Here is a 14395-nt window from a genome sequence, read left to right on the forward strand (position 1 = left end):
GACCTTCCGCGCTCGGATCGGCCCCCGGGTCGAGGTCAGCGGCATGCGTCACCGGCTCGTACCTCCTCGTACGTTCACGACGGTCGTCTATTGAATCGTTTTGATCGTGGTGAGGTTTGCAACACTAGGGCAGCCCGGCGAGCCGGTCAATAGGTCCCGGAGCCGGTTCCGGGCGCCCCTCGACGGGCGGCGGAGACGTCGTGTCGGAGGTGCTGGCTGATACCTTTCAGCGCCCGCGGGGTCAGCTCGCGCTGGTCGCGAACGGGGCCCCGAGGTCGGTGAAGGTCCGGTGCTCGTACGCGGCCCGACGGACCCAGTCGGCAACGCCCGGGATGGCCAGCCGGGACTCCGCGTCGGCCCCGAGCAGCCGCAACTCGTCCACCGCGATCTGCAGCGGCTCGGTCGCCGCCACCGCGTCCACCACCCGCATGAAGGCGCCGGTGTTGATCAACGGGCAGAGCAACTCGGCGCCGTCGCGGCGATGGGCGAGGAGGTTGTCCAGCAGGCTGACCCGCTGGTAGTCGAGCCGCTCGGTCGGCTCCGCCTCCAGCTCGCCGGCCGGCCGCAGCTCGACCAGGTCCTGGGTGTAGAAGAAGCGGGCGGTCTGCTCGGTCCCGACCACCTCGACGTACGGCGCCTCCTTGGACTCCTCGGCACACAGGGTCAGCCCGAGCGTGATCTTGACGCCGGCGTCGGTGATCACCCGGACCACGGAGGTGTCGTCGGACTCGATGGCGTTGGCCCGGAACAGGTCGACCTCGACCTCGACCAGGTCCTCCGCCCGCTCGGCCCGGCCGAGCCGCAGCGCCGCCGAGGTGGCGTGCGCCAGCGGGTTGGTCACCACGCCGTCCATCACCGGGACGCCGTCGATGGTGCGGCAGCCGGCCCAGCCGGATCGCTGCCAGTAGCCGAAGGTGCGGACCCAGAGGCCGACGCCGGAGATCCCGACCAGCTCGCCGAGTCGGCCGGAGTCGATCATGGAATCGAGGGCGGCGAAGGCGGCCGAGCCGAGACTCTGGAAGCCGACCTGGAGCACCCGGCCGGTCTCCTCGGTGACGCCGAGCAGCTGATCGAACTGGGCCATCGTCGCGACCGGCGGCTTCTCCAGCAGGACGTCGGCCCCGGCCCGCAGCGCCGCCTCGGCGAACGGCAAGTGGGTGTGGATCGGGGTGGCGATGGTCACCAGCTCGGGCCGGGTCCTGGCCAGCAACTCGGCCACCTCGGTGAACTGGGGCACCGACGGATCGATCCGGCCGCTGTCGTCCGGTGCGGTGTCGCAGACACCGACCAGCTCGACCGTGTCCCGCCGCTCCTGGGCGGCCCGCAGATGCGCCGCGCCGTACCCGTGAATTCCGATCACCGCGAGCCGCGGCATCCCCTCCGACATGGCTCGTACTCTTTCAGATGTCGATCTTCGACCTTCCGTCACCCGCCCAGTCGGTGCCGGATCCAGCCGAGCAGGAACAGCCCGGTCTCGGCTCGGACCCGCGGCTCCGCCAGGAACAACCGCTCGAACTGCGCCTCGAGATCGTCGGGTCCGGCCAGGTCCCGCAGGTGCGGCCGGACCGAACTGTTCGGCGGCAGCGGTCGATCATTCGCGGCCCACAGGCCCTCGATCAGTCCCCAGGAACTGGTGCTGAGGCAGTAGACCGCCCGCAGCAGATCCCCGGACTCGAGCCCGACCCTGATCTTGTCCTCAGGATGCCCCAACGCCTCGGCAAGATCAGCTTTCAGCTGGCGCGGAGCCCGGAAGTCGCGGTAGACCCGTTCGGCCACGGACCGGAGCCGGCTCAGGGCGCCGTCGCTGTCGTAGAGGATCCGGCCGTCGAGGTAGGCGTAGACGTGCATCGGATTCGCCGCCAACTGGGTCTGGGCGGACCGTTCGTCGGTGAACGTCCGCTCCAGCAGCAGGTCGTCCCGGTTGTCGCGCTCGAACTCGCCCGGACCCTCGCCGTCGCGGAGAATGCGGACATCGATGTCGGTGCCGGGCAGCGCGTCGCGCCGGGCCAGCGAGCCGGTGAGCAGCACCCCGGTCACCGCCGAATCCTGTCTCGCCTCGGCAACCAGCGTCTCGATCGTTTCGGCGTACTCGGGCGGCAGGGAGCCACGCACCCAGTCGAGGACGCCCTCGAGCTCGTCCCGATCAGTCTTCTCCACCGCAGTCCTCCGTTCGCGTGCCGGCAGTCTTCACCGTACGGCTACCGCTGTCGATCTTGGTCGAGGAGTCGGACCAGGTCGCGATGCCGGGATTCGATCAAGGTCGGCAGCGCCGCGCGCAGCGACGCCACGTAGTCCGGGTCGTCACCGTCCAACTCGCCGGTCAGCCGTTCCTTGATCAACTGCAGGAAGTCGCTGCCCGGTCGGGCCGGCCCGCCGGCGCGGCGATAGGCCGCGACGAAGTCGACGGCTCGGTCGGTGATCATGTCCTCCCCCGCGGGCGACTTGGTCAGTTCCCAGGTGACCCAGGCCAACTCGGCGTCAAGACGTTCGACCCGGACGTCGTCCCAGTCGATCAGCCCGGCGATCCGGCCGTCCCGGCAGAGCAGGTTGCGGGAGTAGAAGTCGCCGTGCACCAGGCCCTGGCCGGCGGTCACCGATCGGCCCGTCTCCCGCAGCAGGTCGAGCCCGGCCCGATGCAACCGGGCCAGCAGGTCGGCCGCCGCGTCCCGCTGAGCTTGATCATGATGATCAAGGAAGCCGCCCTCGACGTACGGCCACACGCTGACCGGCCGTCCCTGCCACGGCAGCACCACCGCGCCCGTGGTCGTCCGGAGCGGAGCCGTCACCTCGGGCACCCGGTCGGCCAGTGCCCAGGCCAGCTCGTACGACTCGGCCAACTGGGCCGGGTCCCGGGAGGCCGGCGAGGCCCGCACGATCAGCCGAGGCTCGGAGTCCACCCGCCAGACCGCCGCCTCGTCACCCTGTCCGACCACCGGCACCGTCGCGGTCGCCCGGATCCCGAAATTCCGTTCCAGCAGGGCTCGCAGCGACTCCGGCAACCTCACCGGAGCAGCGTCTCACGACTACTTCGGCGGTGAACCTGTCGGGGCGACCGTGATCGGACGTACGATCCGGCCATGAGCACCCAGCGTCGGGTGCGGGTGTGGCCCGCCGTGCTGATCGTCCTCGGAGTCGAGGCCGCCGGGCTGACCGCGGTGACCTTGATCAGCTACCTGACCGAGGACACCTCCGGCGCGCTGCGCTGGGTGCTACCGGCCGTGGTCGCGTTCGGCTTCGCGATGATCAAGGTCGGGGTCGATCTGAGTCGGGCCGAGCCGGCGCACCGGCGCGCCGATCCCCGTCCGGGCAGCCGGCCGGGCCGGTCTATCGGCGTAGTCATGATCGTTCTACTGCTGCTGGCCGGCAGCGGGATCTTGGTCGGCCTCGGCGCCCGGGCCGGCTACGGCTGGCTGACCGGGAAGCAGGACGCCGTGCCACGGCTGGCTGAGCCGGCGGAGAACAGCGAGTCCGGCCTCGGCCTGGAGGTGACCGAGGTGCTGGTGTCACGCGACTTCACCCGGGTCGCCATCGCGGTGATCAACAACACCGAGAACACCGTCGTCCTGCCGCTCTATCAGAACTGCCTGCTGACCGCCGCCGACACGACCCTGGAGGCCAGCACCCTGCCGACCCGCGGCCGCTGGAGCGAAACCGTCCCGGTGGCTACCCGAACCAGCGGCACGATCGTCTTCGACGGCCCGCTGCCCGCCGGAGCGGAACGCGCCGAACTGAGCTTCGGCACCGTCTTCCGGCACGGCTTCGACGGCCCCGACACGATCGCGATCACCCTGCCGCTGCGGGAATGATCTTGGAGTCACCCGATCGGCAGTGGCCGAGGGTAGGGAGTGTGCAGGTTGCCGTCGAACAGGCGGCGATAGAAGCTGAATGTCCGCCAGGCGGTGGCCGCGTGGCGTTCGAGGATGCCGACGGCGATCGCGGGGAGGTCTCCGGGCACGTCACCCTCCGCGCACCGCCGGACGAAATCCGCTCGGACCCGCCAGTTCGGCCGGTCGCCGGTCACGGGGTCGACGGCGCCAGGATCCGCCACGCCGCAGACCGCCGTGGCCAGCCAGTTGACCAGCCGCATCGCGGCATAGTCGGCATCGGACGTGGCGATGCTCCGGACGAATTCCGACTCCGGCGCGGACAGGTCGAACGTCGGCGAGGTGGCGAGCCCGAAGTCGGTGCAGTAGATGCGATGGCCGTCGCTGCGCAGGTTGGCGAGCTGCCCGTCCAGATGCAGCAGCCGGCGGTCGCCCAGGAACCGTACGATCTCGAACCACTGCCGCTCGAACGAGGCGGCCCGGCCGACCGGATCGTCGTCCAGCCAGTCGGTCACCAGAGCCGGGACGTGCTCGGAGAACAACAGCAGACTGTGCGAGGCGGTGCGGAGCCCTTCCAGCCGACCCCGTACGGCCGGAGAGCCCTCCAACGCGGCAACGACCGCATCAACGTCGGCCGGCTGGGCCGGAAGCTCCGGGGGCACGGACAGCACGCGCCAGTGGTGCAGCACCGGGAACCACTCCGTCTCGCCGGCCAGCACCCCGTCGGTCACGATCAGGTTGGCGGCCAGTTCGCGCCAGCCGTTCAGCGCCGGGCCGCCGAAGCCATGCCGGGTGAACCGCGGCAGGCCGAAGAAGTAGTGGCAGAACATCGGCAGCTCGAACAGGTTGGCCGTGGATCGTGGCTGAGCCAGCTCCCGGTCGGTCAGCGGGATCCGCTTCACGAACACCGGCCGGCCGGCGACCTCGATCGTCATCGAGCCACCGCGACCTACCGGCGAATCGGCGAACAGTGCGCTCAGCTCGCGGTCGCTGTGTCCGGCCAGGGCCTCCGACACCACGGCGTGCCGGGACCGGCGGGCGCTCAGCCGACGGGAGTCGGGGCTCGGTTCGGGATCAGCCGGCACGGTCGAAGCGGGCCGGCTCGTAGTTGGCCGGCTCCGGCGGGGCCGGTCGGGCCACCAATCCGGTCAGTCGACTGAGCACCGCGGTCAGTTCGAACCGCCGGCGTACGGTCGACCGGAGCTCCATCCGCAGCCGCGGCGTGACCGGATGCGGCCGGGCGATCTCGAACCCGACCGCCGTCAGCCAACCGACCGGCAGCAGCGGACCTGGCCCCGGCAGACTGGTGCCGAACGCCTCCAGCGCCCGGTAGGAGCGTCGGACGCCCAGCGCGGCGACCGACTGGACCAACTGCCGGCCGACGCCGTGGCCGCGGAACTCCTCGACCACGAAACCGGTCAGCAGCACCGCGGCATCCCGGCTCGCCCCGGCGGCGAAGGTCGCATCCTTCGGCAGCAGTTCGGGCGGGGCGGCGATCAGATAGCCGATCACCCGGCCGGCGTTGCTGGCCATCACGCCGCAGGAGCCCCACTGCCGGGTGACTTCCTCGGCCCAGTCGGCGTCGGCCACCCAACCGCGCGGCTTCCCGTTCGCAGGAGCGGATCCATGATCATCGTCGGCGTACGGACCGGGCAGCCGGTCCAGGTCACGCGGAGTCAGCGGCCTGATCCGGCGAGACCGGATCACGGGGAGTCACCGACCGACAGGCTGGCCGTGGCGCGCGGCCTGGTCAGCCCGGCCGCGAATCCGATCAACAGACCGGCCGCGAGGCCGGCCATCAGCCAGCCGAGCCAGCGCCGCCACCGCGGCCCGTCGGCCGGGCCCTGTGCACGCTGCGACCTTCCCATGCGGCCATGCTAGTGCTGTCTTCCCGGAGGTGGCGGGAGATGCCGGACGGCCTGGTGGCGAGACGGTACTGCCCGGGGCCGCCCGCGTGAGGCACCCTTGGTGGGGTGACCTCCTCACTTCCCCCCGAGCGACCGCCGGGCTCCGCGGACGAGCTCGCGACGCGGCGCCGGGACACCCGGATGGACCACTACATCGACCGGTACGCGGTCCGGACGCACGGCATGACCGCCTCGGCCATCCGGGCCCTGTTCGCCGTCGCCAACCGGCCCGAGGTGGTCTCTCTCGCCGGCGGCATGCCGAACATCTCCGACCTGCCGCTGGACGTCGTCGGCTCCTCGCTGCAGCGGCTGGTGCTGGACGACGGTCGGGTCGCGATGCAGTACGGCAGCGGACAGGGCGAGGCGGTGCTGCGGGACGCGATCTGCGAGGTGATGAGCCTGGAGGGGATCTCGGCCCACCCCGACGACGTCACCATCACGGTCGGATCGCAGCAAGGACTCGATCTGGTGACCCGGCTGTTCTGCGATCCGGGCGACGTGGTGTTGTGCGAGGCGCCGTCCTATGTCGGTGCGCTGGGGGTGTTCCGCGCGTATCAGTGCGAGGTGAAGCAGGTCGGGATGGACGCCGAGGGGCTCGACCCGCAGGCGCTGCGCGAGGCGCTGGAGGCGATGCGACTGCAGGGGAAGCGGGTCAAGTTCCTCTACACCATTCCGAGCTTCCACAATCCCGCCGGCGTGACCCAGTCGGAGCAGCGGCGGCGGGAGATCCTGGCGATCGCCCGCGAAGCCGACCTGTTGCTGATCGAGGACAATCCGTACGGGCTGCTCGGATTTGATCATGAACCGCTGCCGACCCTGCGCTCGCTCGATTCAGAGCTGGTGATCTATCTCGGCACCTTCTCCAAGACCTTCGCGCCGGGCTTCCGGATCGGTTGGGTGCTGGCGCCGCACGCGGTCCGCGAGAAGCTCGTGCTGGCTCAGGAATCGGCGACCTTGTGTCCGCCGGTTTTCTCCCAGTTCGCGGTGGCCGGCTATCTCCGTGATCATGACTGGCGCGGCCAGATCAAGATCTTCCGGGAGATGTACCGGGAGCGACGGGACGCCATGATCGCCGGGCTGGCTGATCATCTTCCGGCGGGCTGCTCCTGGACCACCCCGGCCGGCGGGTTCTTCGTCTGGGTCGGGCTGCCGGCGGGCTTCGACTCCCAGGCGATGCTGCCGCGGGCGGTCACGGCCAGGGTCGCGTACGTGCCCGGGACCGCCTTCTACACCGACGGTCTGGGCAGCCGCTTCATGCGCCTGTCGTACTGTTATCCGACGCCGGAGCGCATCATCGAGGGCACTCGGCGACTGGGTGAGGTGCTCAGCCGCGAGTCGGCGTTGCAGGAGACGTTCGGTACGGTCGGGCCGGCCGATCACCCGGGTGGACCGGTGCAGCCGTACCAGGCACCGCAGCCGAACCAGAGTTGATCATGAAGGGACGTGAGCAGGTGACCGACGTCGGAACCGTCGTCGTGCTGTCCGGCGGTCTGTCGCACGAGCGGGAGGTGTCGCTCCGGTCGGGACGGCAGGTGGCCGAGGCCCTGCGAGACGTCGGCCTGGACGTGGTCGAGTCCGACGTCGACTCCGGCCTGGTCGATCGGCTCGCCGAGCTGCCCGGCGCCGTGGTGTTTCCCTTGCTGCACGGGGAAACCGGCGAGGACGGCGCGCTGCGAGAGGTGTTCCGGCTGCTCGACGTACCGTTCGTCGGCTCGGAGGGCGCCGCCTGCCGGGTCGCGTTCGACAAGTCGATCGCCACCACCGTGATCACGGAGGCCGGCATCACTACGCCGGAACAGGTCGCGCTGCCGCACGAGATCTTCCGCGAGCTCGGCGCCCAGAGTCTGGTCGCCGCACTGGGCAAGCGGATCGGTTTCCCGATGATGGTGAAGCCGTCCCGGAGCGGATCCGCCCTGGGCTGCACGAAGGTCGAAACCGCGGAGGAACTGCCGGCCGCCATGGTCGCCGCGTTCGCCTACGGTTCGGTGGCCGTGGTGGAGAAGTTCATCGCCGGGACCGAGGTGACGGTCGCCGTGATCGACCGTGGCGACGGACCCGAGGCGTTGCCCGCGGTCGAGATCCGGCCCGATTCCGGCGTGTACGACTACGCCGCCCGCTACACCGCCGGCGCGACCCGGTTCCTCTGCCCGGCCGATCTGACCGACCAGACGTCGCGACGGTGCGCCGAGATCGCGCTGGCCGTGCACGAGCAGCTCGGCCTGGCCGACCTGTCCCGGACCGACCTGATCGTCCGTCCGGACGGGGAGCCGGTCTTTCTCGAGGTGAACGTCGCGCCGGGGATGACCGAGACGTCCGCCGTACCGCTGGCCGTCGAAGCGGCCGGTTGGGGCTTCGGCGCGACCTGGGCGGCCGTGGTGCGCAACGCCGCGATGCGGCATCGGGGTCGCGGGTGATTCCGATGCCCGTCACCGATCGCCCCGGTCCGTCGACCGGTTCGAGCCGGCTGGTGCCGCTGCAGCGCGTGGGGGTGATCCTGCTCGGGCTCCTGCTGGCCGCGGCGATGGGGGTGCTCGGCTACTGGCAGGCCCAGGTCTATCAGTCGCAGGGGCTCGAGGCGGCGGCCCAGCGGGCGGCCGAGCCGGCCCGGCCGTTGACCGAGGTGGCTCCGGTCGGTGTGGCCGTGGCCGACGGTTACGGCCGGACGGTGACCATGACGGGCTCGTACCGGAGCGATCTGCAGCTGTTGGTGCGCTCCGGCGACGGCCAGGTGCGGGTGCTGACCGGGTTCGAGCAGGCCGACGGCAGCCTGGTCGCGGTCGTCCGCGGCCTGCTGCCCGCTGGGGCTTCGACCCCGCCGCCGCTGCCGAGCGGCACGCTGACCCAGACCGGCTTCTTCCTGCCGTCGGAGGACGACGGTGAGGCCGGCGGTGATCGGGCGGGCGAGATTCCGGCCATTCGGGTGCAGCGGCTGGCCCAGACCTGGCCCGGCTCGCTGGTCAACGGCTACGTCACGCTGGCACCGGCCGACGCCGACCGGCAGGGCATCGCAGCGGCCCCGTACCGGCTGCCGGATGCGCCCGGCCGGTTGCGCAACGGTGCCTATGCCGTGCAGTGGTGGGTGTTCGCGGCGTTCGCGATCGGGATGTCGATCAAGGTGTCCCGGGACCTGGGCAAGCCCCGGCAACAGCCGCCGGCAACTACGACGTAGAGTCGTAGTCATGCGTGGCGCGTTGCTCCGGTATCGGATCATGGCCTATCTGGTCGGGGTCCTCTTGGTGATCTTGGTCTGTGTCGGCGTGCCGATGAAATGGATCTGGCACGACGAGACCGTCGTGACCTGGACCGGGATGCCGCACGGCTGGCTCTACATGGTGCTGTTGATCACCGCGTTCGACCTCGGCCGCCGCGCCAAGTGGAGCTGGAAGCGGCTGATCTTGATCGCCCTGGCCGGCACCGTGCCGTTCCTGTCCTTCGTCGCCGAGCGGTCCGCCACCAAGGATGTCCGCGCCAAGCTCGCCCAGCAGGAGGCCTCCGAGCAGGCCGCGTCGACGGCCACCGAGCCGGCGACACCTGAGCCCGGCCGCTGATCGTCGCCGGACTCGGCATCCTCCTCTTCTCATCGCTGTGTCGTCGCCACCGATGACTGATCCCTTGCCGTCGCCAAAACCTTTAGTCAGCTAAACCATAAGTCGACATATCGACAGATGTATCTAGCGACGTCTACTGTCCTGAAGGTCAGGCTCTGAGAAGGTCTGCCTTACGCCTCGGTGTCTTGGTCCGATTCGTCGGCAGGTGTCGGGTGACCCCCAACGGGCGGGAGATCCATGGAGCCGACGATCCGTTGCAGGTCGTCCACCGTGGCGAACTCGATGACGATCTTGCCCTTGGTCTTGCCGAGATCGACCCGCACCCGGGTCTCGAAGTGATCCGACAGGCGTTCGGCCAGCTCGGCCACCTTGGGCGCGAACGGTTTTGACCGCCGCTTGCGTACCGGCTCGTCGTCGCTGCCGGTCTCCCCCAGCGCCACCATTTCCTCGACCGCCCGGACCGACAGCCCTTCGGCGACGACCCGTTGGGCCATCCGCTCCTGGGCCGACTGATCCTCCAACGACAGCAGGGCCCGCGCGTGTCCCGCGCTGAGCACGCCGGCGGCGACCCGGCGCTGAACGGTCGGCGGTAGCTTGAGCAGGCGGATGGTGTTGGAGATCTGCGGCCGGGATCGCTTAATCCGTTGGGAAAGCTCCTCGTGCGTGCAGCCGAAGTCTTCGAGCATCTGCTGGTAGGCCGCGGCCTCCTCCAGCGCGTTCAGCTGCGACCGGTGCAGGTTCTCGAGCAGGGCGTCGCGAAGAAGATCATGGTCCTTCGTCTCACGGACGATCGCCGGGACCTTCTCCAGCTCGGCCTGCTGGGCGGCCCGCCACCGGCGCTCGCCCATCACCAGCTCGAACTTCCCGTCCGCGATCGGACGGACCACGATCGGCTGCAGCAAACCGACTTCCTGGATGGAGGCGACGAGCTCGGCCATCGCGTCCTCGTCGAAGACCGTGCGCGGCTGCTTCGGGTTCGGCGTGACCGCGGTCGCGTCGATCTCGGCGAAGTACGACCCCTCCGGCACCGGGTGGGCCGGTGCGGCCGGCCCGTCCGTCGAAGCCGGCTCCCGCGGTTCGGTGCGCTGGAACAACTCGCCCAATCCACGGCCCAGTCCACGTCGCTCGGCATTCACGGTCATCAGTTCTCCTTAGCTCCACGCTGGGCGATTTCCGTGGCGGCCGCCAGATACGACTCGGCGCCGGTCGACTCCGGTTGGTAGGTGAGCACGGTCTGCCCGTAGCTCGGGGCTTCGGAGATCCGCACCGATCGAGGAATCACCATGGGTAGCGTCTGATCACTGAAGTGAGCCCGGACCTCATCGACGACCTGGGCGGCCAGCTTGGTGCGGGCGTCGAACATGGTGAGCAGCACCGTCGAGAGTTCGAGGCTGTCGTTGAGCTCGCCCTTGACCAGGTTGATCGTCTGCATCAGCTGGGACACGCCCTCGAGTGCGTAATACTCGCACTGGATCGGGATCAGGATCTCGTTGGCGGCGACGAGGGCGTTCAGCGTGAGCAGGCCGAGAGACGGCGGGCAGTCGAAGAAGACGTAGTCGACGGGATTGTCGCGCAGGTAGGTCCGGAGCGCTTTGTGCAGCCGGTTCTCCCGCGCCACCATCGAGACCAGCTCGACCTCGGCGGCCGCGAGATCCACCGTGGCCGGAAGCACCCGCAGGTTCGGTGCCTCGGGCGAATCGACGACAAGGCTCTCGATCGCGTCACCGTCGAGGAGGACCTCATAGGTTCCTCGGACTCCGGCCCCATGGTCCACGCCGAGTGCCGTGGAGGCGTTGCCCTGGGGATCGATGTCGATGACCAGTACGGACAGCCCGCCGATGGCGAGCGCGGCCGCAAGGTTGACGGCCGTCGTTGTCTTTCCGACGCCGCCCTTCTGGTTGGCGATGACGATCACTCGCGTCTCCGGCGGGGCCGGCAGCGGTCCGATGATCGGGGTGAGTCGCGGGGCGGATCCGTCGTCGCCGAGCTCGGCGCCGTCGGCCGCCGGGCTCGGTAGGTCGTCGTCCTCTGCGTGGTCCGGGTCCTGGGATAGCTCAACCCCGGCCAGGTCGGGCTCAACGACCTCGTCAACGTCCGGGGCTGGTGCCACTTCGGCCGGGAGAGTCGCGGTGGCAGTGCCTCCGTCAGGGCGCGGCGGGGACGTCCCGTTCGCGGGGGTATGGATACGCACGTCCTCACCGCCGGTTTCCCGTGAAACAACCGGCCATCCAAGAGACGTTGCTCGGTGAGCAACGCCGGGCCAACCCAGACCAGCCGACACCCCCGGTCGCTTGGTCAGGACATCGAGATTCCCAGATGCAAGCACTTCTTCCTCCCCTACCTACGGGATCACATTACTGGTCCGGGACTGACAATCTCGCCACCCACACCGCCCCACGGACGGCCGACCTCTCACCGCCCGACATTCCATCGAGCTGAAGGCTGCTTCCCGCCCCCAAGGACCGCCTCAACTTGCCCGATCGACGGTGACGCGGGTCAGCTCGAACGCTGAACAGCGACGGATTCGCCAATAGTCGGCTCACCCTCCAGATCCGTCTCGTGGCGTCGACCAGCGTTTCGCAGACCCACCGACGCCCCTGAATCGGTGCGCACCATCGATGAGTGCCGATCTGATCCGGACGCGTTCAGAAGAGGCCAAAGCGTCGCGATCCTTCTAGCCGAACTCGACGCTCGGCTGCCGTCGATACTCTGGCGCGGCCCACCCGGGATGCTTCTATCCCGCACCCGGAGCCATCCCTCCGAGCGAACCTGATCCCGCTCGAAAACGCCCGGCAGTCGGGACGTGCCGCTCGCCGAAGGGTCCGGGCCCACTGGCGCGTCCGCTCACTTTCATCCGGAGGTTCTCGGCGTAGGTCGACTCACATCGGCCAACATCCCCGAGCGCCCCGGCGAGGCCCACGGCCTCCAGGCAAGCGTTCGGTAGGTCGGTGTGATCCCCGGAGAGACTGCCCGCCCAAGCTGCTCGCAGAAGCCGCACTCGCTTCATCGGTTGTCTGGGAAGGCAGCCACGAAGTGGTCGCGATCGACGTCTGGACCTGCGCCCGGCACTCGTCTGCTTGCCGACGATCGTGGCGCGTGGGACGCCGTTCAGGGGGAGGTGATCGCGCGAGCTGGGAGCTTGTGTCCTCTCACTCCCGCGGCTGGCCGACCCCGAACCAAGCCAGCGTTGGGTAGATACGAGGCGAACCGGAGGTGGTGTGGAACACCTTTGGCACCGACGGCTCGTCAACGCACGGTGCCCACTCCGCCCAACTGAACAGAGGTCCGACGACTCACCATTCTGGAGCCCTCGATGAGTCCGGCTGGAGATCGGCTCGATCGCATCCTTGGCCAAGCCGGGCACACCCAACCGCTCTGCCCGCGTGCTGAGCCAAGGAACGGTTCACCGCGACCACGCGAACGGTCCATCGCGCGGGTCGGTCTCGGCTGACCCCTCGTTGACAACCCCATGGTCTTTCCCGGCGGCATGGCTCGGGCAACGAAGGCGCTTTCGGCAACCGCAGACGAAGGAGCAGCAAACGCCGCAATCTCCAACCTCTTCCTCGCCGACGGTGCTTCATTTGTCGACCTCGGCGCCCAGCAGACGGTGTCCGGGGCCGGAACGGCCCGGCGCCGTCGGCGTGAGGCCGACATCCTGTCCGTGCGCCGGAGATGGGCGCGGTGTGCATCGACCCCCGCGGCGATACACGGAGTCGCCGTCCTCCGATCGCGCCCGCCACAGGGCACGGCCGAATTCGAGATCGTCGAGCGTGGACCCGGCATCCGGCCGGGCCGGAACGGGCAAGCCATGCCGGCGAGGCCACCGCCGACGGCCGAACGCCGTCTGCGACCGGGACCTGGTCGACCTCGACCGGCATCGTCGCCAGCCCGTTGGCCAGGGCGCGCGCGACCTCGACCGCGGTCAGCGAACCCTTGAACTTGTCCGGGCCATCACGATGTGCACGCGCAGAGTTTCCCAGTCGGACCGAGCCTCATCACGCCCGGCCCGGCCTTAGCCCGCGCCGATGCACCGCGTCGGACGTTCTCCAGTCCCCCATGACAAGGCACGGCAAAGCTCGAGATCGTCGGGCATAGCCCCGCCATCCGGGCGGGCCGGAACGGGCGAACCGTGCCTCAGCCGGCGTCGATGCACGGCGTACTCCAGTCCCCCACTCCAAGGCACGGCGAAGCTCGTGATCGTCAAGTGTGCATCGACCGGACCACGATGAGATCGTGCTGTCCTCGACCGATTCTGGGCCACAGTGCCCTTCAGCCTTGGGACTGGACGACTCTGGGTAGGCCACCTGAGCCGGGGATGGTTCACACGATGATGTGAGGGCCGCTCGCCCGGCAGTTCGATGTAGCGACTGGAAGCCTCGCGATTCGAGCAATCAGGAACAGCCCTATGGCTGGGCCCCGATCCGGCTGGATGCCCGCCGATCCCAGGGACGGATCGGCGATCGAACTCAGCACGTGTCCGTGGATGCGGTGGGGATCCGCCAGGTCGGCCGGTGGTCCTGTGATGGCGATCGGGCGGCGGGGCGCGACGTCCCTCGGCGACGGTCCGCCCGCCGCGGTCGTCAGCAGGCAGACGAGCACTGGCCCCTGGCCCACACGTCGATCAGATCGTTCGGGTGGCTTCCTTGCAGACAACCGACGCAGCTTCGGAGAAGGAGTTCTGGGTGCATCGGGGTCTGCTCCCGACCTGGATCGCCGGACCTTGGCCCGCCGAGCTGTGGGCCGCCCTTGGTCCAGAACACCGAAACGCTCCGTAGGCAGCCGGCGGGCAATCAACTTGGTAACCATGCCGATGGTTGCTGTGAGATCGGAGCGCGCGGCTCCCGGCGGCTCTCTTCGTCTTCGGTTCACGTGAAACATTCGGGTGACCGCCGATTGCGGAAGCCGCGAGTGCTCCGTCAGTCGACATTCGCAGCTGAGTTGACCTCAACGCGGAGCTGGCGATCGCGGACACCTTCGTGACTCAGTCTCGCGGAGAAGGCCCGCAACGGCAGCTGCCCGGAAGTGGCAGCCAGACCTGTTCGATGAGTAGAGCTGTGAGCAAGTCCGCGGGATGGGCGTCTCTGGACAGCAGGCAGATCCCGGGGGCGCGGACCGG

Annotated in this window: 14 protein-coding genes; 5 read left to right on the plus strand and 9 right to left on the minus strand. The window is 69.3% G+C overall.

Going from position 1 to position 14395, the window contains the following annotated elements; genetic code table 11:
* Positions 1-241 precede the first annotated feature (241 nt).
* The 3 genes from FNH24_RS25705 to FNH24_RS25715 are packed head-to-tail and all read right to left on the minus strand — an operon-like array spanning position 242 to position 3005.
* A complete protein-coding gene (locus tag FNH24_RS25705; protein ID WP_152365116.1) occupies positions 242-1387 on the minus strand; it encodes a Gfo/Idh/MocA family protein in 1146 nt (381 codons plus the stop codon).
* Positions 1388-1425: 38 nt separating this feature from the next.
* The gene (locus tag FNH24_RS25710; protein ID WP_152365117.1) at positions 1426-2157 is read right to left on the minus strand and encodes a nucleotidyltransferase domain-containing protein; all 732 of its coding nucleotides are present in this window, start codon (positions 2155-2157) and stop codon (positions 1426-1428) included.
* A gap of 41 nt (positions 2158-2198) precedes the next feature.
* The gene (locus tag FNH24_RS25715; RefSeq protein WP_152365118.1) at positions 2199-3005 is read right to left on the minus strand and encodes a phosphotransferase enzyme family protein; all 807 of its coding nucleotides are present in this window, start codon (positions 3003-3005) and stop codon (positions 2199-2201) included.
* A 72-nt stretch (positions 3006-3077) separates the two neighbouring features.
* On the opposite strand from FNH24_RS25715, the gene FNH24_RS25720 reads away from it, so the two are divergent.
* A complete protein-coding gene (locus FNH24_RS25720; protein WP_152365119.1) occupies positions 3078-3806 on the plus strand; it encodes a hypothetical protein in 729 nt (242 codons plus the stop codon).
* Between the two features lie 8 nt (positions 3807-3814).
* On the opposite strand, the gene FNH24_RS25725 is transcribed toward FNH24_RS25720, so the two are convergent.
* The 3 genes from FNH24_RS25725 to FNH24_RS31600 are packed head-to-tail and all read right to left on the minus strand — an operon-like array spanning position 3815 to position 5692.
* Positions 3815-4909 (minus strand): protein kinase family protein, encoded by a 1095-nt coding sequence (locus FNH24_RS25725; protein WP_217428542.1) that lies wholly within the window; start codon positions 4907-4909, stop codon positions 3815-3817.
* Positions 4899-5531, minus strand: a complete 633-nt coding sequence (locus tag FNH24_RS25730; RefSeq protein ID WP_152365120.1) for a GNAT family N-acetyltransferase — start codon at positions 5529-5531, stop codon at positions 4899-4901. The genes FNH24_RS25725 and FNH24_RS25730 overlap by 11 nt, the downstream gene beginning before the upstream one ends.
* Positions 5528-5692, minus strand: coding sequence for a hypothetical protein (locus tag FNH24_RS31600; RefSeq protein ID WP_161606316.1), 165 nt, complete (start codon positions 5690-5692; stop codon positions 5528-5530). Before FNH24_RS31600 ends, FNH24_RS25730 begins: the two co-directional genes overlap by 4 nt.
* Positions 5693-5872: 180 nt before the next feature.
* Here FNH24_RS31600 and FNH24_RS25735 point away from each other — a divergent pair, with 180 nt between their 5' ends.
* Genes FNH24_RS25735 through FNH24_RS25750 form a run of 4 tightly spaced genes read left to right on the plus strand, consistent with a single transcriptional unit; the run spans position 5873 to position 9279 of the window.
* Complete coding sequence (locus tag FNH24_RS25735; protein WP_152365786.1) at positions 5873-7162, plus strand: aminotransferase-like domain-containing protein; 1290 nt, start codon at positions 5873-5875, stop codon at positions 7160-7162.
* A 2-nt stretch (positions 7163-7164) separates the two neighbouring features.
* Positions 7165-8145: a D-alanine--D-alanine ligase family protein gene (locus FNH24_RS25740; protein ID WP_217428543.1), complete on the plus strand. Its 981-nt coding sequence runs from the start codon at positions 7165-7167 to the stop codon at positions 8143-8145.
* Between the two features lie 5 nt (positions 8146-8150).
* Complete coding sequence (locus tag FNH24_RS25745) at positions 8151-8900, plus strand: SURF1 family protein (RefSeq protein WP_152365121.1); 750 nt, start codon at positions 8151-8153, stop codon at positions 8898-8900.
* Between the two features lie 10 nt (positions 8901-8910).
* Positions 8911-9279, plus strand: coding sequence for a DUF3817 domain-containing protein (locus tag FNH24_RS25750; RefSeq protein ID WP_152365122.1), 369 nt, complete (start codon positions 8911-8913; stop codon positions 9277-9279).
* Positions 9280-9449: 170 nt separating this feature from the next.
* Here FNH24_RS25750 and FNH24_RS25755 read toward each other — a convergent pair whose 3' ends face one another.
* From FNH24_RS25755 to FNH24_RS32730, 3 genes are all read right to left on the minus strand, one after another.
* Positions 9450-10421, minus strand: coding sequence for a ParB/RepB/Spo0J family partition protein (locus FNH24_RS25755; protein ID WP_152365123.1), 972 nt, complete (start codon positions 10419-10421; stop codon positions 9450-9452).
* Positions 10421-11347 carry a ParA family protein gene (locus FNH24_RS25760; RefSeq protein WP_217428599.1) on the minus strand — a complete coding sequence of 309 codons (927 nt, stop codon included), beginning with the start codon at positions 11345-11347 and terminating at the stop codon, positions 10421-10423. The genes FNH24_RS25755 and FNH24_RS25760 overlap by 1 nt, the downstream gene beginning before the upstream one ends.
* Positions 11348-12572: 1225 nt before the next feature.
* Positions 12573-13259, minus strand: a complete 687-nt coding sequence (locus tag FNH24_RS32730; protein WP_152365789.1) for a glycerate kinase — start codon at positions 13257-13259, stop codon at positions 12573-12575.
* Positions 13260-14395: the final 1136 nt, after the last annotated feature.

Source organism: Microlunatus speluncae, from assembly GCF_009299835.1.
Taxonomy (GTDB): domain Bacteria; phylum Actinomycetota; class Actinomycetes; order Propionibacteriales; family Propionibacteriaceae; genus Microlunatus; species Microlunatus speluncae.

What these genes read in the sequence shown, in the direction of transcription:
- FNH24_RS25735 (WP_152365786.1), top strand. Translation starts at nt 5,873, where the DNA reads ATGGACCACTACATCGACCGGTACGCGGTCCGGACGCACGGCATGACC.
- FNH24_RS25740 (WP_217428543.1), top strand. Translation starts at nt 7,165, where the DNA reads ATGAAGGGACGTGAGCAGGTGACCGACGTCGGAACCGTCGTCGTGCTG.
- FNH24_RS25720 (WP_152365119.1), top strand. Translation starts at nt 3,078, where the DNA reads ATGAGCACCCAGCGTCGGGTGCGGGTGTGGCCCGCCGTGCTGATCGTC.
- FNH24_RS25750 (WP_152365122.1), top strand. Translation starts at nt 8,911, where the DNA reads ATGCGTGGCGCGTTGCTCCGGTATCGGATCATGGCCTATCTGGTCGGG.
- FNH24_RS31600 (WP_161606316.1), bottom strand. Translation starts at nt 5,692, where the DNA reads ATGGGAAGGTCGCAGCGTGCACAGGGCCCGGCCGACGGGCCGCGGTGG.
- FNH24_RS25755 (WP_152365123.1), bottom strand. Translation starts at nt 10,421, where the DNA reads ATGACCGTGAATGCCGAGCGACGTGGACTGGGCCGTGGATTGGGCGAG.
- FNH24_RS25705 (WP_152365116.1), bottom strand. Translation starts at nt 1,387, where the DNA reads ATGTCGGAGGGGATGCCGCGGCTCGCGGTGATCGGAATTCACGGGTAC.
- FNH24_RS25745 (WP_152365121.1), top strand. Translation starts at nt 8,151, where the DNA reads ATGCCCGTCACCGATCGCCCCGGTCCGTCGACCGGTTCGAGCCGGCTG.